Source organism: Priestia sp. FW507-14D1A (assembly GCF_058781295.1).
The window spans coordinates 117,458-141,835 of sequence record NZ_JBYSWQ010000006.1 but is presented as its reverse complement, the minus strand read 5'-3'; the positions used below and the strand labels follow the sequence as shown (position 1 = coordinate 141,835).

Genomic DNA, 24,378 nt, shown 5'->3' with positions numbered 1-24,378 from the left:
TACCGGTTAGGAGAGATGTTGAATGAACTCTTTAGTTCTTAGCTTTCAAGAAATAAAAGATACACAGCTTTCACTTGTTGGAGGAAAAGCCTTAAATTTAGGCGCGTTATCAAAAATTCAAGGAATACAAGTACCCGAAGGATTTTGTGTGACAGCGGCCGGGTATCAAAAAGCCCTTGAACAAAATGAAACATTTCAAGCGTTACTGAACCAGCTGACGATGCTAAAAGCTGATGACCGAGATCAAATTGGTGAAATCAGCGAAAAAATTCGCCAAATCATTCTGGAAATAAAAATTCCTTCTGACGTTGTAAAAGCAGTTATTCATTCTCTCTCTCAGTTTGGGGAAGAGCATGCTTATGCCGTTCGTTCAAGTGCGACTGCTGAAGATTTGCCACATGCTTCTTTTGCTGGTCAGCATGACACCTATTTAAACATCAGAGGCAAAGAAGCCATCCTTGAGCACATTAGCAAATGCTGGGCTTCCCTGTTTACAAATCGCGCGGTAACCTACCGTATTAAAAATGGATTTGACCATAGTCAAGTGCACGTATCGGTTATTGTTCAACGAATGGTTTTTCCTCAGGCTTCAGGTATTTTATTTACCGCTGACCCAATTACTTCTAACCGAAAGCTGTTATCAATCGATGCGGGATTCGGACTTGGAGAAGCGCTGGTGTCTGGTTTAGTCTCTGCCGATTGCTATAAAGTAAAAGAAGGCGAAATCGTCGATAAAAAAATAGCAGCTAAAAAGGTAGCTATTTACGGATTAAAAGAAGGCGGAACAGAAACGAAGGAAGTTCCTTCTGACCTGCAAAAAACGCAAGCGCTCACTGAACCTCAAATTTTACATCTAGCACGCGTTGGCAGACAGCTTGAAGCTTATTTTGATTGTCCTCAAGATATCGAGTGGTGCTTGGCTGATGATACATTTTATATTGTCCAAAGTCGTCCAATCACTACTTTATATCCAATTCCTGAAGCGCATGATCAGGAAAATCGCGTTTATGTATCTGTTGGACACCAGCAAATGATGACCGATGCCATGAAACCACTGGGATTGTCTTTTTTTCTGTTAACAACTAATGCACCGATGCGTACAGCCGGTGGAAGGTTATTTGTTGATGTTACACCTATGCTCGCTTCACCTGGCAGCAGAAAAATGATGTTAGGTGCCATGGGACAACATGATCCGCTCATGAAAGACGCACTTACGACCATAATAGAGCGAGGAGACTTTATAAAACCTTTACCAGATGATCAAAGTTCTGGTAAAAGCAATAAAAGCGTGCCGCCTACGAAGCCTAAGGCACAAATCGAAAACGACTCGACAATCGTTTCTGACTTGATCAAGAAGAATCAAACATCAATAGAAGAGCTAAAACAAACCATCCAGACGAAATCAGGGTTGGAATTAGTCGATTTTATTTCAGAAGATATCGGGACATTAAAGAAGATTTTATTTGATCCACAAAGTACAGCTGTGTTTATGACCGCTATGGATGCTTCATCATGGATCAATGAAAAAATGGAGGCGTGGCTAAATGAAAAAAATGCAGCAGACGCGCTTTCTCAATCTGTACCAAACAATATTACTTCAGAAATGGGTCTGGCGCTATTGGATGTCGCAGATGTAATTCGTCCTTATCCAGAAGTCATCCATTATTTACAGTATGTAAAAGATGATAACTTTTTGGAGAACCTGGTCAAGTTTGAAGGTGGACTGGAAACCAAAGGCGCTATCTATGATTATCTCAGCAAATACGGAATGCGATGTCCCGGCGAAATCGATATTACGAAAACTCGCTGGAGCGAAAAACCGGCTGCATTTATCCCTGTGATTCTTGGTAATGTTAAAAACTTTGAGGCTAACGCTAGTAAGCAAAAGTTTGAAAAAGGCCTGCAGGAAGCCTTGAAAAAAGAGCAAGAGCTATTAAATCGATTAAAGCAATTGCCGGATGGTGAACAAAAAGCTAAAGAAACAAAAGAAAAGATTAATCTTATCCGAAATTTTATCGGTTATCGTGAATATCCCAAATACGGCATGATTAGCCGTTATTTTGTTTATAAACAGGCTCTTTTGAAAGAAGCCGCGCAGCTTGTAAAAGCGGGCGTTATTTCTGAAACAGAAGATATATACTATCTGACGTTTGAAGAACTTCAAGAAGTCGTGCGCACACATAAAGTGAATGATCAAATCATCACCAAACGAAAAGAAGAATACCGATTATACAAAAAGCTAACACCTCCGCGTGTAATCACGTCTCATGGCGAAATTGTTACAGGTGCCTACAAACGAGAAAATCTTCCGTCCCAGGCAATTGCAGGTTTACCGGTTTCTTCAGGAGTGATAGAAGGGCGCGCACGCGTCATTTTAAATATGGAAAATGCTAATCTATCAGAGGGAGATATATTAGTCACTTCCTTTACTGACCCTAGCTGGACCCCGTTATTTGTAGGGATAAAGGGGCTTGTTACGGAAGTTGGCGGACTGATGACTCATGGGGCAGTCATTGCACGTGAATACGGATTGCCAGCGGTTGTTGGAGTAGAGAATGCTACTCGGCTGATAAAAGACGGACAGCGAATTCGCGTACATGGAACAGAAGGGTATATTGAACTATTGTAAAAGCTAAAGATGCTTGCGCTGTTTTTCTTCTTTTTACCTAATTAATAGATGAAAATTTGTCTAGATTCCTATACGTATCTTCAGTCAATACAAAAAGGCAGGCCGTTATAACGGCCTGCCTTTTTCATATTGGTGAACCAGTAGAACGTCAAATGCTGACTTTCTTTACAGCCGACTGCTGCACATGCTCCATAAACAGTTTGAACAAGTTTAGCATTGAAGTATGTTCTTTTGCCATCATTTCTGGATGCCACTGGACGCCGACTACAAATTGCTCTCCTTGTTTTTCAATGGCTTCAATAACTCCATCTTTTGCCCATGCAGAAACTTCAAAACCTGGCGCTACGTCTTTAATAGCTTGATGGTGAAATGAATTAATAAGAGCTTGATTACCGTAAAGGTCATGCAGGCGTGTTCCGTCTTTAATCATGATGGAATGAGAAGGGTCGCTTGTATTGTTGTATTGATCATGTTTGATAAATGCCTCTTTAATATCTGACATATCTTGATAAAGAGTGCCGCCGTAAGCAACGTTTAAAATTTGTAAGCCGCGGCAAATCGCTAACACGGGCTTTCCTTGATCGATCACATGCTTTAACAATAGCTGTTCAGACTGATCTCGTGCTAAAAAAGGTGAACCCGTTTTGGTTGTCGGTTCTTCTCCGTATAAAAGGGGATTAACGTCTTGTCCACCTGATAAAATCAACCCGTCTATACTTTCTGCCTGCGCTTTAATCATTTCTTCGTCTTTTAGCACTGGCAAGATGAAAGGAACTCCGCCGCTGAGCGCTGTTGATTCGATATAGTCGTTATTCACATACGCTCGCTTATAGCCTGGAAAGCGTCCTCCTTGATCCACAATAATGCTTCCTGATATACCAATTAAAAATCCCACTGTTGTTTTCTCCTTTTTTGTTAAATTACCATTTCTTGAAATGTTTTTTCTTTTGTAATGCGCTGATAAAGTGTTCTCAACCGCTTGCTCTATAAGAAATAAATGGTTCTTTTATTCAACTATTATACATATATACCATATTTATTTAATAGAAAATGGTATAATAGCCTCTGTGTGTCAAAAATACTAATTGCCAAAGGTAGAAGGTAGTGCTACAATTGTTCACATTCCTACTATTCTTCTTATTATAGTCGGATTAAAATTTTATACAAGGAAATAGGAGTGATTTTAGTGAAAAGGACTTATTTACTTTTCATCTCTCTTTTAACCATTGTCCTCATGGTAGCAGGGTGCAGTGGTAACGCAAACAAAAATTCTTCAAGTGAAAAAGAAGGAAAAGAAGGCGGAACGCTAAACGTCGCGTCTCAAAGTGAGCCAGCAACGCTAGATGCTCAAATTACTGGGGACTCAGATGTGAAAGACGCAACGCGCAGTATCTGCGAAGGACTAATGATTTTAGACGATAAAGGAAATCCTAAGCCTGACTTAGCGTCTAAAGTAGATATTAGCGATGATAAAAAAACATACACGTTCCAATTAAGAAAAGGGGTTAAATTCCATAATGGTAAAGAAATGACTGCAGATGACGTTGTCGCTTCTATTAACCGCTGGATTAAGCTATCATCCCTTGGAAAAACAAACTTCTCTGGTGCTGAAATGACCAAAACCGGTGATTATACGGTAGAACTTCATTTACCATCACCAAATGTTAACACGCTTTCTTTATTAGCTGATCCAATCCCTGCAGCAGCTATTTTACCAAAAGAAGTCGTTGACAATGCATCTGATGAAGGGATCAAAGACTACATAGGAACAGGTCCATATAAAGTAAAAGAATGGAAGAAAAATCAATATCTTTTATTAGAGAAATTTAAAGATTATTCTTCGAAAGGCCGCGAAGTTAAGAAAACTCCTCACGTCGATGAAATTAAGATTAGTTTCGTAAGCGATGAGTCAACTAGGATTTCTGGTATTACAACCGGACAATTTGACGTTGCGCTATCTGTATCAAGTGATAATGCCAAACAAGTTGAAGGCAGCCAAAATGCAAAAGTAGAAACATCACCAGGCGGATTTATGGGACTTTTCTACAACGCAGATAAAGGCGTCTTTAAAGACATCAATGCACGAAAAGCAGTTAACGCAGCTCTTAACTCAAAGGATATCTTAGACAGTTCTTACGGAAGCTCAGATTATTACAAGCTTTCTTCATCCATTGTGAACAAAGAGTATCCAAATTACTACAGTACAGCTGGAAAAGAAGAATACAACCAGCATGATAAGAAAAAGGCAAAAGAATATTTAAAGAAATCTGGTTATAACGGAGAAGAAATTCGCTTAATGGCGTCTCGTGATTACCAAGATCAATACAATACAGCTGTTGTGGTTCAACAAGAATTAAAAGACATCGGTATGAATGTAAAACTCGAAGTATACGACTGGGCGACGTTCAGCGATAAAATGAGTGATACAAGCCAATGGGACATCTATCCTGTTGACTGGAACGCTCGTTCTACCATCTTCCAAGGATTCTGGACTACAAAAGGTACATCAGTTGAAAAATCAATGGACTACTTAAACAAAATTAAAGCTGCTCCTTCTGTTAAAGAAGCTCGCGGTGACATTGATGCGATTCAACAATACGTATGGGACGAGCTTCCGTTTACGCTTATTGGTCATAAAGTGAACATCAATGCCGTTTCTAACAACGCAAACGGCTATGAGTATAATTTAGGTCCAATTTTCTACAATATGAGTTTAACAAAATAATATCTTATTAACCTAATAAACAGAGAGCTTATGGCTCTCTGTTTTAGAAAGGAGTTTACGATGGGAGCTTATACACTTAAGAGACTTTTTGCACTAATTCCTGTTTTATTCATTGTATCTATTGTTGTCTTCTTAATTACGCGCTTAACGCCTGGGAGTCCCGCAGCAATCATTTTAGGACAAGGCGCAAGTCCGGAACAAATTGCAGCGCTGAGCAAAGAAATGGGATTGGATGAGCCTGTTATTAATCAATACTTTATCTGGCTATCTAACATTTTTCACGGAGATTTTGGCTATTCTTACTTTTTAAATAAACCTGTGCTCGGGGCAATTTGGGATAATGTAGGTCCTACGGTTTCTCTAGCTATACTCGCGCAAATTTTTGGTGTGGCATTTGCTTTACTATTTGGTATATATGCAGCTAAACATAAAGGAACGATTCGTGATGAAAGCATTATGGGAGCCAGCCTTTTAGGTATTTCCATTCCTAGCTTTCTTCTCGGTTCATTCCTTATTTTGCTTTTTGCGGTACAGCTTCGAATTTTTCCTGTTTCAGGATACGTTCCGTTAAACGCTGGATTATTTGAGTATTTAAAGTACTTAGTTTTACCAACGATTACGCTTGGAGCGATTCAAGCTGCATTAATTACGCGTATGACGCGTTCATCTTTACTCGATACCATTTCTGAGAACTTTGTTAAAACGGCAAAAGCAAAAGGATTAAATGAACGCACAATTATGCTCAAGCATACGCTGCGCGTGAGTTTTTTACCGATTTTAACAGTTATTGGAGAATCATTTGCGGGACTTGTGACCGGAGCGGCGGTAACAGAATCATTATTTAACATTCCAGGGCTAGGTCAGCTGATTGTTTCATCAATTGAACGCCGGGATTACGCGCTTATTCAAGGAGCCGTACTTTTAATTACGGTTGCTTATGTGGTCATCAATTTAGTTGTTGATTTGCTGTATGCCGTGATCGATCCGCGTGTACGCAATTCTTATCATGATTAAAGGAGGGTGATGAATGTGAACGCACAACAAAATACAGAGACCATTTCAGTAACTGCAAAGAAAAAAAGAAACCCAGCGGTAGCGCGCTTTTTCTCAAATCGTTTGCTAGTAAGAGGAGCGATACTTATTTTATTATCTATTTTGATTGCTGTTTTTGCTCCGCTCATTTCTCCTTTTGGCAGCTTACAAATCGATCCTGCAAATCGATTAGCACCGCCGTCAAGCACGCACTGGTTTGGAACGGATAACTTTGGACGAGATGTATTTAGCCGGACAATGTACGGCGTCAGAATATCATTAATGATTGGAGCCGCAGTAACGATTATTGCTACTGTACTTGGTTTAATCGTTGGACTTCTATCTTCTTATTATAAAATTCTTGATTATATTTTAATGAGAATTTGTGACGGCTTGTTTGCTTTTCCATCTATTTTGCTAGCAATTGCCATTATGTCTGCTTTAGGACCTAAAACAAGCAACGTTATTATCGCACTGAGCCTTGTATTTATCCCTTCGATTGCGAGAATTGTTCGTTCAGCTGCGCTTGTTGTAAAAGAAAAAACGTTTATTGAAGCGCTAAAAGCTCAAGGAGCAAGCTCACTTCGAATCATTTGTTTTCATATGGCGCCAAACGTCTTATCGCCTTTAATCGTACAAGTAACATACGTGTTTGCCGTAACGATTTTAACTGAGGCTTCGCTAAGCTTTTTAGGAGCAGGGATTCCTGCGCCGACACCGAGCTTAGGAAATATGCTGTATGACGGAAAGCTTGCGATTTACAACGCATGGTGGATGACCGTGTTTCCGGGTGTATTCATCATTTTAATTGTACTTGGCCTTAATTTATTTGGTGACGGTCTGCGCGATTGGTTAAATCCGAAAAACGTAATGCTGAAGAAAAGGAGGAAAAAACGTTGAGTAACGCCCTTTTAAAATTAGAAGACTTACAAGTAACTTTTACAACGTATAGCGGAGAAGTAACGGCTGTTGACAATGTATCTCTTCAATTAAATAAAGGAGAAGTATTAGGGATTGTCGGTGAATCAGGATCTGGAAAAAGCGTAACGTCCGAATCTATTCTTCAGCTATTAGATGAAGACCTAACAAGCTACGATGGCAAGATTTTGTTTGAAGGAAAAAACTTATTAGAGATGTCTTCAAAGCAAATTCAAAAGCTAAGAGGAAACGAAATCTCAATGATTTTCCAAGATCCAATGTCGTCATTAAATCCCGTTATGCCCATTGGAAAACAAATTGCTGAAGTGATTCGTCTGCATCAGAAAGTCTCCAAAAAAGAAGCGCAAAAGAAAGTCGTAGAGCTTTTGAGACTAACAGGCATTCCGTCTCCAGAACAGCGAGCAAAAGAGTATCCGCATGAAATTTCAGGTGGAATGAGGCAGCGCATTATGATTGCGATGGCTTTAGCCTGTGAGCCAAAGCTTCTTATTGCCGATGAGCCAACAACAGCTTTAGACGTAACCATTCAAGCGCAAATTCTTGACCTCATGATGGATTTAAAAGAAAAACTCAACATGGGAGTGCTTTTCATCACTCATGATTTAGGCGTTGTCGCTAATATTTGTACAAAAGTAGCCGTAATGTATTTAGGACAAGTGATGGAAGAAACGGACGTTAAAACGCTGTTTTCAAAGCCGCTTCATCCTTATACAATGGGCTTAATTAAGTCGGTTCCTCACTTAGATGGCGACAGAACACAAGAGCTTTCGTCCATTCCCGGAACGGTGCCGCCGCTTTCAAACGTGCCAGACGGCTGTCGTTTTGCACCAAGATGCCCGTTTGCAACGGAAATATGCCATAAAGAAGTACCTGTTTTAGAGCATGCCGATGATACACATCGCGTTCGATGCTGGCACTATGAAAAAATTCAAGAGGGAGAGGTTGCGTATGTCTAGTGAAGCAAAGCAGCAAAGTGTGAAGCCCTTGCTTGAAGTTCGCAACCTGCAAAAATATTATCCGGTTCGTTCTGCCTTAGGGAAAGCGAAAGGCCAAATCAAAGCAGTTCAAGATGTATCTTTTGATATTTATGAAGGCGAAACGTACGGATTAGTAGGCGAATCTGGCTGCGGGAAAAGTACAGCGGGGCGCACGCTTTTAAAATTAGTAGAACCAACGGGCGGAGAAGCACAGTTTAATGGAGAAAGTATTTTCGAATCTAAAGCATCACGCTTACGAACGATTCGTAAAGATTTACAAATGATTTTCCAAGATCCGCATACTTCCCTTAACCCAAGGAAAAAGATTGGAGCTTCCATTCAAGAAACATTAACAATTCATAATTTAGGCGCCAAAAGCGAACGAAAGCAGCTTGTCATTGAATTATTAAAAAAGCTTGGGTTTAACGAAGAAGATTACAACCGCTATCCGCACGAATTTTCAGGCGGCCAGCGTCAGCGCATAGGGATTGCGCGTTCGTTGATTTTAAACCCGAAGCTTATCATTTGTGATGAGCCGGTTTCAGCACTGGACGTATCTATTCAAGCACAAATCTTAAACTTGCTGCGCAGCTTGCAAAGAGAAATGAAGCTTTCATATCTCTTTATCTCCCACGATTTAAGCGTTGTAAGACATATTGCAGACCGCGTTGGCGTAATGTATTTAGGCAGATTAGTAGAAGAAGGGCCAACAGATGAGATTTTTTCAAATCCTCGTCATCCTTATACAAAACTTCTTTTATCCTCTGTTCCGGCGATTCATGAACATGAAAAACGCGAAAAAATTGAGGTTAAAGGTGAAATTCCTTCTCCTCTTAATCCACCTTCAGGCTGTGCGTTTCATAAAAGATGCCCATTCGCATTTGACCGCTGCATGAAAGAAACACCTGAAGATACAGTGATTGATAGCAAGCATAAAGTAAAATGTCATCTATATAGTTAAGGTGAAAATCTGTAGCGATAGAGAAAACAAACATATTGATGCAGTAGCATAATTGAATGAATAGAAATGAAAAAGTCACTAGTACATCTAGTGGCTTTTTTATTTGAAAACATCGGGTTCCAAGGGTAGTGAAAAGTCATTATTTAGCATATTAGATTCATTTTTATATAAAAAACGAATATTTTAATGATAATATAGTTCTATAAATATACATAAAAAGGGGTTTTTAGATGAAAAAGGGATCTTTTGTTTTAGGAATTTCACTACTGTTATGTGTAGGTAGCTTAACCGGGTGTAGTTTTTCAGATGAAAAGGAAGCCGCTACAAGCACTCAAGAAACCAAGGAGAACGCAACAAAGAAAAACGTAGAAGCAAAAGAAGAAAGTAACGAAGCAATCAAGAAAAAAGAGCCTCAAGACAATGCTACAGAAGAGTCGGATAAAAAAACAAATAAAGTCACAGAAAAAGAGAAAGACTCCTCAAAACCAGGGGATAAGCAGAAAGAAGATTCTACGCAAGCAGCAGATAAAACTGAATCAGCGCCTAGTCAAGTTGACTGGGGTAGCACGTGGAGCAGAAATATTGATACAGACCCTGCTGGAATAGATATTACTAATTTAAAAGGCGACACGTTTAAGTTCAAATTAAACGCAAATCATTTTGACAACCCAGAAGATGTTAGTACAGGAATTGTGAGTGCAGGGGATGTGGAAGGAACTGCAAAGATTAAAGGAAATGTCGCTACTCAAATAACGGATGATATAGACGGTGGTTGTATGATTACGATGACTAACTATACAAGTTATATAAAAGTTGATTATCAGCCAAGCTGTACCAGTTCTGGTGGAGGAATAGGCGTTTACTATGATGGAAAATATCAAAAAGGAAGTATGTCGGAAACACCTCAGATAAAAGCAAAAAGAACAGATGATGCTGAGGATTCACAAGAAAATCCACAAGGTAGCGAAAAATCTGCTGCTGAAGAAGCACCAGCCGAGGATACGCAAACATTACTGACTCACGAACAAGCGGAGGAGTTAGTTAGAAAACAACAAGGTTATTCTATTAATGATCCGGTACACATTGTTGTTTATGACCACGATGATGAGGATGGAAATTATGTTATCCACGATCTTGAAGATGTAAAAGACGACCCTAATACACCTTACAGCGAAGCACACGAAGCTACCTATGGATGGTACTCAGTAAATCCTAAGACAGGTGAAATTATTGATTTACTTAATGATGCATATTAAACAAGAAGTTTTGCCTATTGGCTTGTTTTTTGTGTTAAAGAAGGAAGGTCTATGTTGCCTCTAACTATTTAATTACGGCATTTATTCTACAAGTTATTCCTTAGATAAAGCCTTTGTTTTCTTTTAGAAAAGAAATTTTTGTGACATAGGGGCGGGTGATATTAAAAAAAGTTTAGTGCCTTACGACCAATGATTGTATCACGATAAGATAGATGATTGGCCCTTTTTAACCTACCTATCCTAATATATGGAGATATGAAAACAAAACGTGTTATGATGGTATCGGTGATAATTATGGGTAAAAAAGCAGACAAAACGAACGTAATGCGAATTTTAGATCAGAAAAAAATTGAGTACAATTATTATTCTTATGAAACTAAAAATCTGAGTGGGGTACAGGTAGCTACTTCGCTCGGAGAGGATCTTGCTAAAGTCTTCAAGACACTTGTGACCGTAGGGAAATCAAAAGAACATTATGTCTTCATGGTACCGGTTGAAAAGGAGCTTGATTTAAAGAAAGCGGCAAAAGCAGCTGGTGAAAAGTCCTTAGAAATGATTCCTCAAAAAGAGCTGTTACCTCTTACAGGATATGTTCACGGCGGGTGTTCTCCTATCGGAATGAAAAAGCAGTTCACAACCTTCATCGACTCTACGGCAGAAGACTGTGAAACGATTTACTTTTCAGGCGGGCGTGTAGGTCATCAGATACAGTTACCACTAAGTGACTTATCAAAAGTAATTCGTATACGTCCGGCAGACATCACAAAAGATAGTTGAAATGTAGTTCCCTTGAGCGAAACGCACTTAGACATAAGCGTTTCGCTTTTTTAGTTGCTTTAATTACTGTTGGAATAACGAAAAAAGTAAAAATATAGAAAAAATGATATTATATAGATAATGCATGGGGGTTTTATAAAAAAACTAGGAGGAAGACAGAAATGATTAAATCAATTATTGGTGGGTTCATTTTATCTTTTATTCTTTTAGTAGCATGTACAATAGCTAACGTAAATTCAGAAACAGTACTTTTCACCGCTTTCATTATATTAGTGGGGCTAGCTCTTATCATATCTGGAGCAGCTGTAAGCGGTGATCGAATGAGAGCTAACCTTTCCACAGAATCAAAAACAGACAAGAAGTGGAGAATTACAAACTCTATAAACCTTATGTTAGCTGCCGCTCCAGTTCTCGGGGTATTTCTTCTCATTCATTACTTTGTATAGTTTATTCTTCGACATGTAAGAGCAAGCCGCAAGGTCCTAAAAAACAAACTAATTATTCATAAGATAATAGCGAAAAGAGGTGCTAGGATGAAAGAAATCACTTTAACTATGGTGAACCCAACAATAAAAAAGCTGTTATCTTATGCAACTTTAGAAGAGAAGGTTGATGGAGAGTATAAAAAATACACTTGTTTGCCAAGTCGGAAATTATATAGTATTGAAGTAAATGGAGAAACAGTTAACTGTATAGGAGTTGAATTTCTTAACGCCAAGGAAGCTGTTGTAAAACATATAGCTGTTTTACCAAAAGAGAGAGGGAAAGGAATAGGAAGCAGCATGATTAGCTTTCTTTGTAAGAACTATGATATACATTCTATTTTTGCTGAGACAGATAAAGAGGCAGTAAACTTTTATTCTAATTTTGGCTTCCAAATAACAAGTTTAGGTGAAAAATATCTCGGAGTGGAACGCTTTTTGTGTGAATTTAAAATCAAATGAGCCAAATTAAGGTTGCCAATGTAACAAAATTATAGAACATCTATGGCTGTATATATATTAGAGGATAAGATTAAAATTCGATAATTATCTTAAATTTAGGTTAGAGCTTAGTACAAGTTATGTTTATTCTACATATTATGTAAATGTAAGCAGCTTACAATCTCAAGTTGAAAAGAGTATTTTCTTAACCATGTTCTTACTTAAAGAACGTGGTTTTTTTCTGTTTCACATATAAATTAGAAAACCAAACTTTGTAAAATTTTTGTATAAATAATTAGAAAATATTATATTTTCTAATAAATCAATAGTACAATATATAAATAGAAGGGAGGATTAACACTACATATGTAATAGACAGCAGCCGCTTTTAAAACCGCTTATTTTATTATCTATAGATGATATTGAAATGAATGATCCAACCTTTTTTAAGCGCTCTCATTATATAAGTAATGGGTTGAACAGGTTTTATAGAAAGCAATACAGTCTAGCTGTTAAAAAAATTTGCTGGTAAATTACTTGCTACTTCATGTTACAGGAGAACCAACATTAAACACTCAAAGAAAAGAGGGATCAATCATGGCTCATACCAGTGAAGCTGCAAACAACAGGCGTGTTACAAGTAATATTTTCAAAGGATCTGTTGGGAATTTAATTGAATGGTACGATTGGTACGTTTACTCTGCTTTTGCCGTCTATTTTTCATCGCAATTCTTCCCGGAAGGTGATTCAACAAGTCAGCTGCTTAACACAGCGGCAATCTTTGCTGTCGGTTTCTTAATGCGTCCAATCGGTAGTTTATTAATGGGACGCTATGCGGATCGATATGGTCGTCGGGCTGCGCTTACCTTATCTATTACTATTATGGCGAGCGGTTCCTTTATTATCGCCTGTACTCCTAACTATGGCACCATAGGATTATTATCTCCTATTATTCTAGTATTAGCGCGTTTGCTGCAAGGAATCTCCTTAGGAGGAGAATACGGAACGTCTGCAACTTACCTTTCTGAAATGGCAAGCAGCGGGCGAAGAGGATTTTATTCTAGCTTTCAGTATGTGACGCTTGTTACTGGCCAGCTGGTGGCATTAGGTGTTCAAATTATTCTGCAAAACGTTCTTAGTGAAGCAGATATGATTTCATGGGGCTGGCGTATTCCCTTTGTCATTGGAGCCATCGGAGCGCTAAGCGTTTTATGGCTGCGCCGTACAATGGATGAGTCAGAGCAATTTTCTAAAATGGACTCTGAAAGCCGTGAAAATGCCGGAACTATTAAAGCACTTATGAAGCATCCTAAAGCAGTGTTGACCGTTATTGGCTTAACATTAGGAGGAACGGTCGCTTTTTATACGTATACGACGTATTTGCAAAAATTTATGGTAAACAGTGTAGGGCTAGATAAAGGAGTCGTAAGCTGGATTAACTTCTGTGCGCTGCTTGTATTTGTTGTTATTCAGCCAATAGCAGGTATGCTATCGGATAAAATTGGACGCAGACCTCTGTTAATGAGCTTTGGTATTTTAGGAACATTGCTGACAGTACCGCTGTTTCTTTTTATGAAACAAGCTCACAGCCCAGTCATGGCTTTTTTATTAATGACAGTTGGACTTATCATTGTAACAGGTTATACATCGATTAACGCTATTGTAAAAGCTGAGCTTTTCCCAACAGAAATTCGAGCTCTTGGTGTAGGATTACCGTATGGACTTACAGTTGCCATATTTGGAGGCACAGCAGAATTTATCGCCCTATGGCTAAAAAGTATTGGCCATGAATCAATTTTCTTTTTCTATGTAGCAGGGTGTATTGCCATCAGCTTTCTTGTTTATTGGCGTATGGGAGAATCCTCTAAAGATTCATATATAGAATCTGAGCTCAAGAAAGAGGACAAAGGAGACAATGTACCGCCAAATAATATCAGTTTTTAATTTTGGTTAAATAAATAATCGTTTGATAACATAAAAAAGGACGGGCTTTTATAGCCAGTCCTTTTCTAGTATTCCGCGCGTATACATGTATTAAACGTACTAAGTGACTGTTCTTACTATAGAATTCTTTTTTCTATAGTTTTGCATTATGAATTTTGTACATTATTTGGTGATAATAAGTCCTCGTATAATCTCATTCCAGTAAGGTTTAAAACCAGGCTTTACTTTAGGCATTGTGAAAACTCCCTTTAAAATTTTCCTGATTGGATAGTTGTGATATTAAGTTTAATAAAACTAATTAAAGTTGTTATCCGACGTAGAGCGTAACTTACCTTATAAATTGGTACGACTAAAGAATGAAGAAAAAAAATTAGAGACATATAAAAGATCAGCGTCACAATAAAAGGATTATTTTGTGATATAACGAAATAAAGAGTATATACATCAGAAATAGAGAGAGGGTAAACTTCATGAATATTTTATATTCCTTTTTTACGAACCCAGTTTTAACTGCTTCTACGTTTTTAATAGAATTACAGAGCGTGTTCTTTCAACCTATTTGGAAAGAGTATAATTATGATGATTATTTTACCTACAAGGTGTATGTTCCAAGTACATATACTGGGTTAAGTAAAGTACCATTAATCGTTATGCTTCATGGATGCCAACAAGATGCAGATGATTTTGCGACAGGTACGGAGATGAATAAGCTAGCGGAAGAAAAAGGCTTTATTGTTCTCTATCCTCAAATGAATTACTTTGCTAATTCCAACGGGTGCTGGAATTGGTTTTATGAGTATAACCAGTTTCGCGGTAATGGAGAGCCAGACATAATAAAAGATATGATTGATCACATAACCGCTAAATATGCTGTTGATCCTGCTAATATTTACCTTGCTGGTATGTCAGCTGGAGGCTTTATGGCAAATGTGATGGCTATTGCTTATCCTGATGTATTCAAAGCAGTAGGCATTCATTCAGCAGGAAGTAATGCGTATGCCGTAGACCTCATCACAGCTGGAGAAGTCATGCTATACGGCTCTTTAAATCCTGAGCTTGACGGTGATGAAGCTTATAAAAAAATGGGACCTTATGCACGGCCTGTTCCCATCATTACGTTTCATGGTCAATCAGATACAACAGTCAATCCAATTAATGCGTCTACATTCATTCAGCAGTGGATTTATACATATAAGAATTTCGGTATCGACCTACATGAAAATGCAGCTTCTTATACTTCAAGGGAAAACGAAAATCATTATAGTTACATAACGTATGACTACGTAGATACAGAAAATAAAATCTGGATGAAAAAAATTATGGTAGAGGATATGGGGCATGCATGGTCAGGAGGAAATGACAATGGATCGGATACTGATTCAAAAGGTCCTAATGCTTCAAAAATGATGTGGGATTTTTTTGAAGCCCATAATGATTAAATAGAGGACGAAAGAGAGATCACAATATGCTACTAAATAACGTTAGCCTTTCATTTTTTTGAAACAAATAATCGTCTACCAACAGTAAAAAAGGATCTTATCGAAAGATCCTTTTTCTGTTATCCACCAGCATTTTTTAACAAGTAGCTTCAAACCGATTTAACAATACATCGAGATCCTGACTGATTTTAATCGTATTACTACTTGTAAACCCTTCTTCTAGGGCGATCATCATCATCATTTTTCGTATAAATTCTATCTTTATCAGCAGTAGTCTACATTTGAAACACATTAAGTTTCCTCCACTTGCCACGTCATTTTAAAGGCTTAAATTGTTGAATGATTTATGTAAAAATGGTTCCAATCTAAAAATAGAACCTAAAAAATATAGTAACAAATAGATAGTGTCGAAGTCTGTCGTATTTTGAATTCAGATATTTTCATTTAAAAAGAATTAGCTCTTAAACGTTTTGCTGGAAGCTATGCTTTGTCTTAATTGTGATTCTTCCACCGGGTGTAAATAACTCACAGAGCCACAGAGCTTATCCTGTTTTTATAGGCATAATCCGATTACATTTAGGCATGTTAACATAAGATTAGACTTATTTAAGTTAGTCAACTTTAAGCCAAAACATATCTTTTTTTCGTTTATTAGTTTCTGCTTAACTATTTATGGCTATCAGGCACTGACAAATAAAGATAAATGATAGGTGAGGGGCGTTTCTAACCGCTATAGACTTTGTAAAAAGCACAACAAAAAAGCGTCTATTAAGACGCTTTATATATAATACACATACTGCTCTTCTTTATTAACATTTGTTGTGTCATGGATGATTTCTTCCGGGATATTGGACGTCCGATTAGTAAAAAGCATAAACAAAGCAATAATTGATGCCGCAAAACCTAAAGTAACAATCACAATAAATCCCTCCCTTTAGAATATATATTCTACTTTTATCTTCATTTTCCTATATTTATTATATACCCTTATTTTATTTTCTCAACACATAGAACAAAAAGAGTAGGGCACATCTCCTCAATATCTCCCTCAAAATAAATATAATCAAGGGAGCTTAAAACTCCTATTTTCCCTAAAAAAGTAGGAAGCCATAAATTTTTTTCGTATGGAGGACATAAATCATTAACATTATTAATCGTTGAGATAACTTTTTTGTATTGTACGAATGAAAGAAATTTATATATATTAAAAATACAAAATATTCATTTAATTATATGATGCTTTGATTTTGAGTCGAAAAGAGAAAAGCTGCTGTTTTAAAGACAACAAGTTTAAGGAAGTTACAAGCGATATAAAAAGGTATAGAAATGGATGCACCTAGAATTCTTTTTGCTCAGATATTCACAGAGTTTTCATTGGTAAAAAAGACTGAAAATTTTGATAATAATTTTACTTTTATTAAGGGGGACTTTTTATGACAACAACGGTATTAAATGTATCAACTTATTCTTTTTATCTTAACGGTGAGTGGAAAGAAAGCAAATCGGGGCAGACAATTGACATTGTTTCTCCATACCGTCATGACGTGATTGGAAAAGTGCAGGCTATCACAAAAGAAGAGGTCGATGAAGCAGTACATGCCGCGCAAAAAGCTCAGAAAGGGTGGGCAGAAATTTCTCTCCAAGAACGTGCCAAGTATTTATACAACTGGGCGGATGAGCTGGTAAGAATGCAGAGTGAAATTGCCGAAATTATTATGAAGGAAGTTGGAAAAAGCTTAAAAGATGCAAGGAATGAAGTAGTGCGCACAGCAGATTTCATTCGCTATACAGTTGAAGAAGCCCTTCATATGAACGGAGAAAGCATGAAGGGAGATAGTTTTCCTGGCGGTTCTAAGTCTAAAGTTGCCATTGTTGAACGCGTGCCTTTAGGGGTGATCCTCGCAATTCCTCCTTTTAATTATCCGGTAAATTTAGCAGCTGCTAAACTGGCGCCTGCGCTTATTTCAGGAAATGCCGTTATCTTCAAACCCGCAACGCAAGGAGCGATCAGCGGTATTAAGATGATTGAAGCTCTTCATCAAGAAGGTATTCCACAAGGTCTTGTAAACGTCGTAACGGGCCGCGGATCTGTTATTGGGGATTATTTGGTTGAACATAAAGGCATTAACATGATTTCATTTACCGGGGGAACAAATACGGGTACTCAATTAGCTAAAAAGGCAGGCATGATTCCTCTTGTATTAGAACTTGGAGGAAAAGACCCGGGTATTGTATGTGAAGACGCAGATTTACAAGAAGCAGCAAAACATATTATAAGCGGAGCATTTTCTTATTCCGGTCAGCGCTGTACAGCTATTAAACGTGTACTTGTGCATGAAAAAGTGGCAAACGAGCTCGTAAATATTTTAAAAGAAGAAGTACATAAACTATCAGTCGGTTCTCCTGAAGATGGATGTACGATCGTTCCATTAATTGATAGCAAAGCAGCGGACTTTATTCAGATTTTAATTGCAGATGCACTAGGAAAAGGTGCAACAGTTGTGACTGGAAACAAGCGTGAAGGAAACCTTATCTATCCTACGCTTTTAGATGACGTGAATGATACTATGCGCGTGGCATGGGAAGAACCATTCGGTCCTGTGTTACCAATTATCCGCGTCGCTTCTGATCAAGAAGCCGTTGATATAGCAAACGAATCAGAATTTGGCTTACAAGCAAGCGTTTTTACAAAAGATATTAATAAAGCCTTCTCAATTGCAAATAAAATTGAAGTAGGATCCGTTCAAATCAACGGACGCACGGAACGCGGTCCTGATCATTTTCCTTTTATCGGCATAAAAGGATCCGGTATGGGTGCTCAAGGCATTCGTAAAAGTATTGAATCCATGACTCGTGAAAAAGTAACGGTATTAAATCTTCAATGATTTTGAATTCCAAGAGCTCTTCAAATCAAGCCAGTAGAGTGTAGAGAATCTCATGGGAAAAAGCCTGTGCTCCAAAAAACACAGGCTTTTAAACGTTTTATTTACCTATCACTCGATTCCATCTTTGTAGTTCTTATGCCAGTTTTTATCACCTTTATGTTCGATATCCTCAACGGTTTTTTCAAGCTCTGACATAATGAGTGTTTTCACTTGATAAATGGTATCAAAAAAAGCTTTCTCTTCATCCGGATTCGGCTTTATTTTGGCTGCTGCCGAAATATCAACATATCTGCGATGTTCAGTTGTTAATTTATCAAGCGCATCAAAAATATGAGAGGTCAGAACAGCAACCTCCTTATGATTATCAGGCAGCTTTTCTTTTAATGTTTCAATTCTCTTATCCATGTTAAAGTCCCCCTATAACGTGTTGTATTTATGTAACTTTCCCACTAATAAAAATGAATAACCTTAAATAGCAAAAAATCATGGGAATTAGCACGTGAAACAAAAGTATACTACAGGATATCATGTTAAAGTGAAAAAATGGTGAAACGAATGAGTATATTTTTCCAGAAAGGGTATGTAATAAAAGGCGTTTTTTTGGAAAAGGTAATTACCTTAAGAAACATTGAGGCACGCAATCAACATAAAAGTTCATCTATTTTTAAGGAACAATGACCTTTTTTGACTATTTTTTATGTTTTTATGACTTTTTTTGAATGAATTTGATTGTTTTTGATGTTTTTTCGAATAATCTGATATATAATGAAAGCGTAAACAGTAAAACATGTCGGTTGGTTAAGAAAAACATCCACAAAAATGGGATTCGTTATTACATAAAATCAGACCTCTGTTTTTATAAAAATAAATAGAATTTGAGAAAAGGAGAATGAGGATGGACATATTGGATGCAAAAGTAGTGAATACAAAGTACGGTTTAGAAACATATCTGGATGTATCAGAAAGCGTAGAAATAAAAGAAATTCATATGCCGAGTTCAGAGAACCAATCTCATAAAATTAAATTTGGAATCAAGTATTTTCTTTTAAGAGAAGGAAAGTATTACGATAGCCAAAAAGGTTATTTTTGGCTTTGTATGAATCACGATTTTAGCAGCCTTATGCTGAGTGAAACGGAAACAGAGAGTTTGTTTGCAGTTAAAAGTGAAGAAGAAAGAGAAGCAACAAAAACGCTATTAGCAGAATGGTTTATCCAAACGAATGCGTACAAAGAAGTCATCAACGAATGTATCCATCAGATTAAAACGGAGAATATTCGTACAGAGGAAGACATCGAAGACCGAGTAGACGCTATACAATTTTTAGAAAAATTAAAGGTATTAACTGCAAAAGAGATTGAAAACGCTTCTATAGAAAATCTATATGCCCTGCAGCAAATTGGCTAGGCTATAGTTCGCGCAAGTTGAAATGCAGATTGATGTATAACAATAAGGAGGAATAGTGAGATGAAATTTTTTATTGATACAGCAAACCTTGAGGATATTAAAAAAGCATACAAAGTAGGTGTTCTAGCTGGTGTGACAACCAATCCATCTTTAGTAGCAAAAGAAGGCGTAAGATTTGAAGACCGCATTGAAGAAATTCTTCAAATGGTACCGGAAGTTGAATCCGTTTCCGCTGAGGTAACGCCTGACGCACTTTCTGCTGAAGACATGATTGCTCAAGCTGAAGAACTGATTAAAATTAACGACGGAGATAAAAACATTACGATTAAGCTGCCTATGACATTAGCTGGCTTGGAAGCGACGCGCTACCTTGCTAAAAAAGGCGTAAAAACAAATGTAACCCTGATCTTTACAGTAAACCAAGCGCTTTTAGCAGCTCGTGCTGGAGCGACGTATGTTTCTCCATTTTTAGGACGTCTTGATGATATTTCAGAAGACGGAGTACAGCTGGTATCTAAAATTGCTGAGTTATTCCGCGTTCAAAACATCGACTCTCAAATTATTGCGGCATCTGTAAGACATCCGGATCATGTAACGCGTGTAGCACTTGCAGGAGCCCATATTGCCACAATTCCATACGCTGTTATTGAGCAATTAGCAAAACATCCGTTAACTGACCAAGGAATGGAAAAATTTGCAGCAGATTGGGAAAAAGCAGTTAAAGCTTAACAAAAAGTTATATCAATAAAAAAAGCTTGGGGTAAGCATAGCTTATTCCAAGCTTTTTATCGTTTAACTAGCTAGTTTCTTTTTACGTAAACGCTCTAAGCGTCGCTGCACGCTATTTCTCGAACGCCCGAGCAGCTGCCCAATTTCTCGCTGATTGCGCTTTTCCTGATAAAACATACGCCACAATCTCGCATCTTCTTCTGCTGTCCACTTTTTATGCTCGTATTTAGGGCGTTTTACATAGTCTAGTTTTCTTTGTTCATTCACCCACGCCGGTTCTGGAATAAGCGTATTTTTAGGTATTTTAAAAAAGTTAAGGCACGATTTATTTTGTTCAGCCCACTTCCAAAAAGATTGAATGTCAATTCCCATAAATTTTCTGGTCTTGGCGATGATCATTTTATACGGTAGTTTCTCTTTATGAATCCACTTATAAATTGTATGAACATCTACTTCAAGGCAGGCTGCTAGTTCACACGCTGTAATGTGTCCTACGTGTGCTTTCGCTCCATACACTTCTAAACGGTTCAACCTCGATTCTAACGCTTGCACACTTCGCTGTAATTTAGCTGATATGTGTGAAAGAGGTTTTATCCCGTAATACCTTAGCAAATATTCGTCTTCTTGTACTGTCCATCTTCGCATCGCCGTTTTTCGTGTTAGTCCCAAAACTTTTATGCGCGTAGCAATAGAAGAAGGACTTCTGCCTAAGGAGTGTGCCATTTCACGGTTATTCATGATATCGATGTTCTCCTGCAAAAAAGCATCTTGTTCAAGCGTCCATTTTTTACGCAAAGCTGTATCCGAAGCACGAAGATTTAATCGAGTAAGTCGTTTATTAACCGATTCCTTGCTTCTATATAAATACTTACCCATCTCTTGAAGCGTCATCACGCCGTAATGTTCGATGAGAAACCTATCTTCTTCTTTTGTCCATCGCTTTTGATTTTTACTCACTGTTGTCTCACTCCAATTCACACGGAAAGCTCAAGATGAAAAGTTGCTAGCAATCTATTTTACGAATGAGCAGTGCCTATTCAGACTGATACTCACTGCGTTTTAGCCTATATATATTTTATCATATTTCTAGAGAAAAACCAAACGTACGTTCTCTTTTTATTTTAGTCATCATAAAAGGAATTAGAAAAATAGTTGGCTCCTTTAATAGAAGCGAATTATGGTAAAATTGACTATAATCTCTAAAGGATTTACATAACTGACAGCTCAGCTTCATTAGGTCGAGAAAGGGGAATTGATATGAATTTTAATTTAAAAGAAGCGATTGAAATACTTGGGCATACACCACAAACGCTCGAAAAACTTTTGTCTGGTCTATCTGCAGGGTGGCTGCAATGCAATGAAGGAGAAGGAACGTGGAATACCTCCGAAGTCATAGAACATTTAATAGAAGCAGAAAAAAACAATTGGATACCAAGGCTAGAATTTATCCTTCAAAAAGGTAAAGAGGGAGCTTTTCCTCCGTTTGACCGCTATGCCCATTTAAACAAGGAATCTGCTAGTTCTATTGAAGAGAAGCTTCTTGAATTCAAAAAGGTAAGAATACAGAATTTACATCAACTAAAGCTCCTAGTTAAGCACGAAAAACATCTGGAAGTGAGAGGAGAACACCCGGAGTTTGGGGAAGTAAAAGTGAGAGAGCTGCTCTCGACTTGGGTTGCTCATGACTTAACGCATATTGCGCAAATTGTTAGAGTAATGGCAGAACGATATAGAGAAGATGTAGGACCTTGGGGAGAATACTTAGGAATACTGAAGAAATAGCAGTGACATACAGTGGCCAGCCTTTATCATTCAAGCTTGAATTAAGAAATGTACACGATTACAATAAAATGAGAATAATGAAGATTCAGGAAGGATTGCAGAGGGAACTATAACAACATATCCGATGTTTATAACATGTAGGGTCCGTTAAGCAATTTACGAATAAAAAGAGGATTGGACTGATTAAAAGTGAAAGTGAACTCAGAGAAATTTGGCGAACTAAACAATCAAGCTGTACATGCTTATACCTTATTAAATGATGAAGGGCTTAAAATCACCTGCCTTGACTATGGATGTGTAATATCAAATATTGAAATGCCGGATTCTGAAGGGAAGATTGAAAGTGTTGTATTGGGATTTGATTCAATAGAAGAATACCAAAAGTATTCTCCTTATTTCGGAGCTGTGGTCGGACGCGTAGCAGGGCGTATAGGTGGAGCAGCTTTTGAGCTTAATAATGAAACCTATCGTCTAGAGAAAAATGAAGGAAACAACCACTTGCATGGCGGATCAGAAGGATTTAGTCACAAAATATGGAATGCCAAAATAATTGAAGCAAGTGATCATGTAGGTGTTGAATTTACATATGTAAGTAAAGACGGAGAAGAAGGGTATCCCGGCAACCTTGAAGTGAAAGTTATGTATACATTAACGAATAAAAATGAGTTCCATATTTCTTATGAAGGAACAACAGATCAAGACACTCTTATCAATCTAACAAACCATACGTATTTCAATTTAAGCGGAAATCTAAAAGAAACGGTCTTGGATCATGTTTTGAAGTTGAAAAGTAACGAATTCTTAGAGTTGAATGATGATCTTTTACCTACTGGAGAAGTGTTAAACGTCACAGATACTCCATTTGATTTTAGAGAAGGACATAGTCTCAAGGAAGGTGTGGACTCTACACATCCGCAAAATATATTAGTGGGTAAAGGATTCGATCATCCATTTCTTTTAGAAGCAGAAGCTGAAAATCAGATGTCATTATTTGATCCTGCAAGCGGCCGCAAAATAGAAGTCAAAACGGATCAGCCTTCAGTTGTTCTCTATACTGGAAATCATCTAGACGAAGAATTTGAAATTAGAGGCGTTCACTCAGAGAAATACCTCGGTGTTTGCCTAGAAACACAAGGTTTACCAGACGCTATTCATCATCAGCATTTTCCTTCTTGTGTATTAAAGCCAGGTGAGAAGTATGAAGCGCATACTCACTATACATTTATAACTGATCGCAGCCTGTAACAAAACGGGATGACAAAGACAAAAAGGGTTACAAACGAGCCTCTGCCGATTGTAATCCTTTTTTTTAGTGTTACTTTTTCTGTTGGCTTTTTGCACGATTAGCGTCAAGCTCAGCCGCATATTCTTCTTGAGACTTTCCTTGCTTTTGACTCTCAGACTGAATCTTTTTAAATTTGTTATCGTTTAAATTTGGCATGTTAGCACCTCCTTGCAGACAGGGTTATTTTGTACAAGCATTAAGGGTTTATATGCTGAAAGGTTTTAATGAACTTGGTTAGAAATTTCGCTTAATGCTGCACCGGCCTCATCAACATATACGTTCACTGTCGCAAGGTCGCCGATTGCACAGATTCCAACCATATTATTATTCTCCACTACAATAATGCGGCGAATTTGATGGTCAGCCATCATACGTGCACACTCGTGAATATCCGTATCCGGAGAACACGTAATTACATCTTTAGTCATACAATCATGGCAATGCACAGTGCTGCAATCTTTTCCATCCGCCACGCAGTTTAATACGATATCACGGTCTGTGATCATTCCCATTACTCGATTTTCTTGACACACCGGCACAGAACCACAATTAATATCACGCATTAATTTTGCAGCTGCTGTTACTGGATCGTGCGGTGCACAAGCTTGCACATCTTTAGTCATAACTTCACGTACTGTAGTCATTTTTAATTCCTCCTTTTAAACATTCACCTCCGTATTTTCTCCATGC

The 24,378-nt window shown here is 37.7% G+C and carries 24 protein-coding genes; 17 read left to right on the top strand and 7 right to left on the bottom strand.

The features are described from left to right. The first annotated feature begins 22 nt into the window (after nt 1–22). Nucleotides 23–2,629 (top strand): phosphoenolpyruvate synthase, encoded by a 2,607-nt coding sequence (gene ppsA, locus AC3WJG_RS20170; RefSeq protein ID WP_337134087.1) that lies wholly within the window; start codon nt 23–25, stop codon nt 2,627–2,629. 148 nt (nt 2,630–2,777) lie between these two features. On the opposite strand, the gene AC3WJG_RS20165 is transcribed toward ppsA, so the two are convergent. Further along, nucleotides 2,778–3,524 carry a gamma-glutamyl-gamma-aminobutyrate hydrolase family protein gene (locus AC3WJG_RS20165; RefSeq protein WP_028408913.1) on the bottom strand — a complete coding sequence of 249 codons (747 nt, stop codon included), beginning with the start codon at nt 3,522–3,524 and terminating at the stop codon, nt 2,778–2,780. A gap of 291 nt (nt 3,525–3,815) precedes the next feature. Here AC3WJG_RS20165 and AC3WJG_RS20160 point away from each other — a divergent pair, with 291 nt between their 5' ends. The 11 genes from AC3WJG_RS20160 (at nt 3,816) to AC3WJG_RS20110 (ending at nt 15,602) form a co-directional block, all read left to right on the top strand. Then, complete coding sequence (locus tag AC3WJG_RS20160) at nt 3,816–5,354, top strand: ABC transporter substrate-binding protein (protein ID WP_492588531.1); 1,539 nt, start codon at nt 3,816–3,818, stop codon at nt 5,352–5,354. Between the two features lie 60 nt (nt 5,355–5,414). After that, nucleotides 5,415–6,368, top strand: a complete 954-nt coding sequence (locus tag AC3WJG_RS20155; RefSeq protein WP_050691645.1) for an ABC transporter permease — start codon at nt 5,415–5,417, stop codon at nt 6,366–6,368. A gap of 9 nt (nt 6,369–6,377) precedes the next feature. Then, complete coding sequence (locus AC3WJG_RS20150) at nt 6,378–7,286, top strand: ABC transporter permease (protein WP_025749012.1); 909 nt, start codon at nt 6,378–6,380, stop codon at nt 7,284–7,286. Then, nucleotides 7,283–8,281 (top strand): ABC transporter ATP-binding protein, encoded by a 999-nt coding sequence (locus tag AC3WJG_RS20145; RefSeq protein ID WP_098331562.1) that lies wholly within the window; start codon nt 7,283–7,285, stop codon nt 8,279–8,281. The genes AC3WJG_RS20150 and AC3WJG_RS20145 overlap by 4 nt, the downstream gene beginning before the upstream one ends. Continuing rightward, a complete protein-coding gene (locus AC3WJG_RS20140; RefSeq protein WP_492588529.1) occupies nt 8,274–9,263 on the top strand; it encodes an ABC transporter ATP-binding protein in 990 nt (329 codons plus the stop codon). Before AC3WJG_RS20145 ends, AC3WJG_RS20140 begins: the two co-directional genes overlap by 8 nt. Nucleotides 9,264–9,493: 230 nt before the next feature. After that, entirely contained in the window at nt 9,494–10,519 is a 1,026-nt protein-coding gene (locus AC3WJG_RS20135) for a hypothetical protein (protein ID WP_337134085.1), read from the top strand. A gap of 294 nt (nt 10,520–10,813) precedes the next feature. Further along, nucleotides 10,814–11,296, top strand: a complete 483-nt coding sequence (ybaK, locus tag AC3WJG_RS20130) for a Cys-tRNA(Pro) deacylase (protein WP_034264724.1) — start codon at nt 10,814–10,816, stop codon at nt 11,294–11,296. A gap of 161 nt (nt 11,297–11,457) precedes the next feature. Next, the gene (locus AC3WJG_RS20125; protein WP_048021410.1) at nt 11,458–11,742 is read left to right on the top strand and encodes a DUF5316 family protein; all 285 of its coding nucleotides are present in this window, start codon (nt 11,458–11,460) and stop codon (nt 11,740–11,742) included. A gap of 87 nt (nt 11,743–11,829) precedes the next feature. Then, nucleotides 11,830–12,240, top strand: a complete 411-nt coding sequence (locus AC3WJG_RS20120) for a GNAT family N-acetyltransferase (protein WP_337134084.1) — start codon at nt 11,830–11,832, stop codon at nt 12,238–12,240. Nucleotides 12,241–12,816: 576 nt separating this feature from the next. Beyond that, the gene (locus AC3WJG_RS20115) at nt 12,817–14,163 is read left to right on the top strand and encodes an MFS transporter (protein ID WP_492588527.1); all 1,347 of its coding nucleotides are present in this window, start codon (nt 12,817–12,819) and stop codon (nt 14,161–14,163) included. A 470-nt stretch (nt 14,164–14,633) separates the two neighbouring features. Beyond that, on the top strand, nt 14,634–15,602 hold the full coding sequence (locus tag AC3WJG_RS20110; protein WP_337134083.1) for an extracellular catalytic domain type 1 short-chain-length polyhydroxyalkanoate depolymerase: 969 nt from the start codon (nt 14,634–14,636) through the stop codon (nt 15,600–15,602). Nucleotides 15,603–15,738: 136 nt separating this feature from the next. Here AC3WJG_RS20110 and AC3WJG_RS20105 read toward each other — a convergent pair whose 3' ends face one another. Both AC3WJG_RS20105 and AC3WJG_RS20100 read right to left on the bottom strand, forming a co-directional pair. Then, nucleotides 15,739–15,894 (bottom strand): aspartyl-phosphate phosphatase Spo0E family protein, encoded by a 156-nt coding sequence (locus AC3WJG_RS20105; RefSeq protein WP_016763750.1) that lies wholly within the window; start codon nt 15,892–15,894, stop codon nt 15,739–15,741. A gap of 486 nt (nt 15,895–16,380) precedes the next feature. After that, nucleotides 16,381–16,521 (bottom strand): hypothetical protein, encoded by a 141-nt coding sequence (locus AC3WJG_RS20100; RefSeq protein WP_337134082.1) that lies wholly within the window; start codon nt 16,519–16,521, stop codon nt 16,381–16,383. A 514-nt stretch (nt 16,522–17,035) separates the two neighbouring features. Here AC3WJG_RS20100 and AC3WJG_RS20095 point away from each other — a divergent pair. Continuing rightward, nucleotides 17,036–18,487 carry an NADP-dependent glyceraldehyde-3-phosphate dehydrogenase gene (locus AC3WJG_RS20095; protein ID WP_337134081.1) on the top strand — a complete coding sequence of 484 codons (1,452 nt, stop codon included), beginning with the start codon at nt 17,036–17,038 and terminating at the stop codon, nt 18,485–18,487. Between the two features lie 108 nt (nt 18,488–18,595). Here the strand turns inward: AC3WJG_RS20095 and AC3WJG_RS20090 are convergent, their stop codons facing one another. After that, a complete protein-coding gene (locus AC3WJG_RS20090; protein ID WP_013082749.1) occupies nt 18,596–18,892 on the bottom strand; it encodes a hypothetical protein in 297 nt (98 codons plus the stop codon). A 490-nt stretch (nt 18,893–19,382) separates the two neighbouring features. Here AC3WJG_RS20090 and AC3WJG_RS20085 point away from each other — a divergent pair, with 490 nt between their 5' ends. Together AC3WJG_RS20085 and fsa are read left to right on the top strand one after the other, a co-directional pair. After that, nucleotides 19,383–19,892, top strand: a complete 510-nt coding sequence (locus AC3WJG_RS20085) for a hypothetical protein (protein WP_025749002.1) — start codon at nt 19,383–19,385, stop codon at nt 19,890–19,892. A gap of 60 nt (nt 19,893–19,952) precedes the next feature. After that, nucleotides 19,953–20,621, top strand: coding sequence for a fructose-6-phosphate aldolase (fsa, locus tag AC3WJG_RS20080; protein WP_013082751.1), 669 nt, complete (start codon nt 19,953–19,955; stop codon nt 20,619–20,621). Between the two features lie 63 nt (nt 20,622–20,684). Here the strand turns inward: fsa and AC3WJG_RS20075 are convergent, their stop codons facing one another. Further along, complete coding sequence (locus tag AC3WJG_RS20075) at nt 20,685–21,578, bottom strand: hypothetical protein (protein ID WP_028408901.1); 894 nt, start codon at nt 21,576–21,578, stop codon at nt 20,685–20,687. Nucleotides 21,579–21,878: 300 nt separating this feature from the next. Between AC3WJG_RS20075 and AC3WJG_RS20070 the strand changes: the two genes are divergently transcribed. Further along, nucleotides 21,879–22,403: a DinB family protein gene (locus tag AC3WJG_RS20070; RefSeq protein WP_060747482.1), complete on the top strand. Its 525-nt coding sequence runs from the start codon at nt 21,879–21,881 to the stop codon at nt 22,401–22,403. Between the two features lie 189 nt (nt 22,404–22,592). Further along, on the top strand, nt 22,593–23,648 hold the full coding sequence (locus AC3WJG_RS20065) for an aldose epimerase family protein (RefSeq protein WP_337134080.1): 1,056 nt from the start codon (nt 22,593–22,595) through the stop codon (nt 23,646–23,648). Between the two features lie 70 nt (nt 23,649–23,718). Here the strand turns inward: AC3WJG_RS20065 and AC3WJG_RS20060 are convergent, their stop codons facing one another. Together AC3WJG_RS20060 and AC3WJG_RS20055 are read right to left on the bottom strand one after the other, a co-directional pair. Beyond that, a complete protein-coding gene (locus AC3WJG_RS20060) occupies nt 23,719–23,844 on the bottom strand; it encodes a hypothetical protein (RefSeq protein WP_255266906.1) in 126 nt (41 codons plus the stop codon). 65 nt (nt 23,845–23,909) lie between these two features. Continuing rightward, nucleotides 23,910–24,332 (bottom strand): CBS domain-containing protein, encoded by a 423-nt coding sequence (locus AC3WJG_RS20055; RefSeq protein WP_337134079.1) that lies wholly within the window; start codon nt 24,330–24,332, stop codon nt 23,910–23,912. Nucleotides 24,333–24,378: the final 46 nt, after the last annotated feature.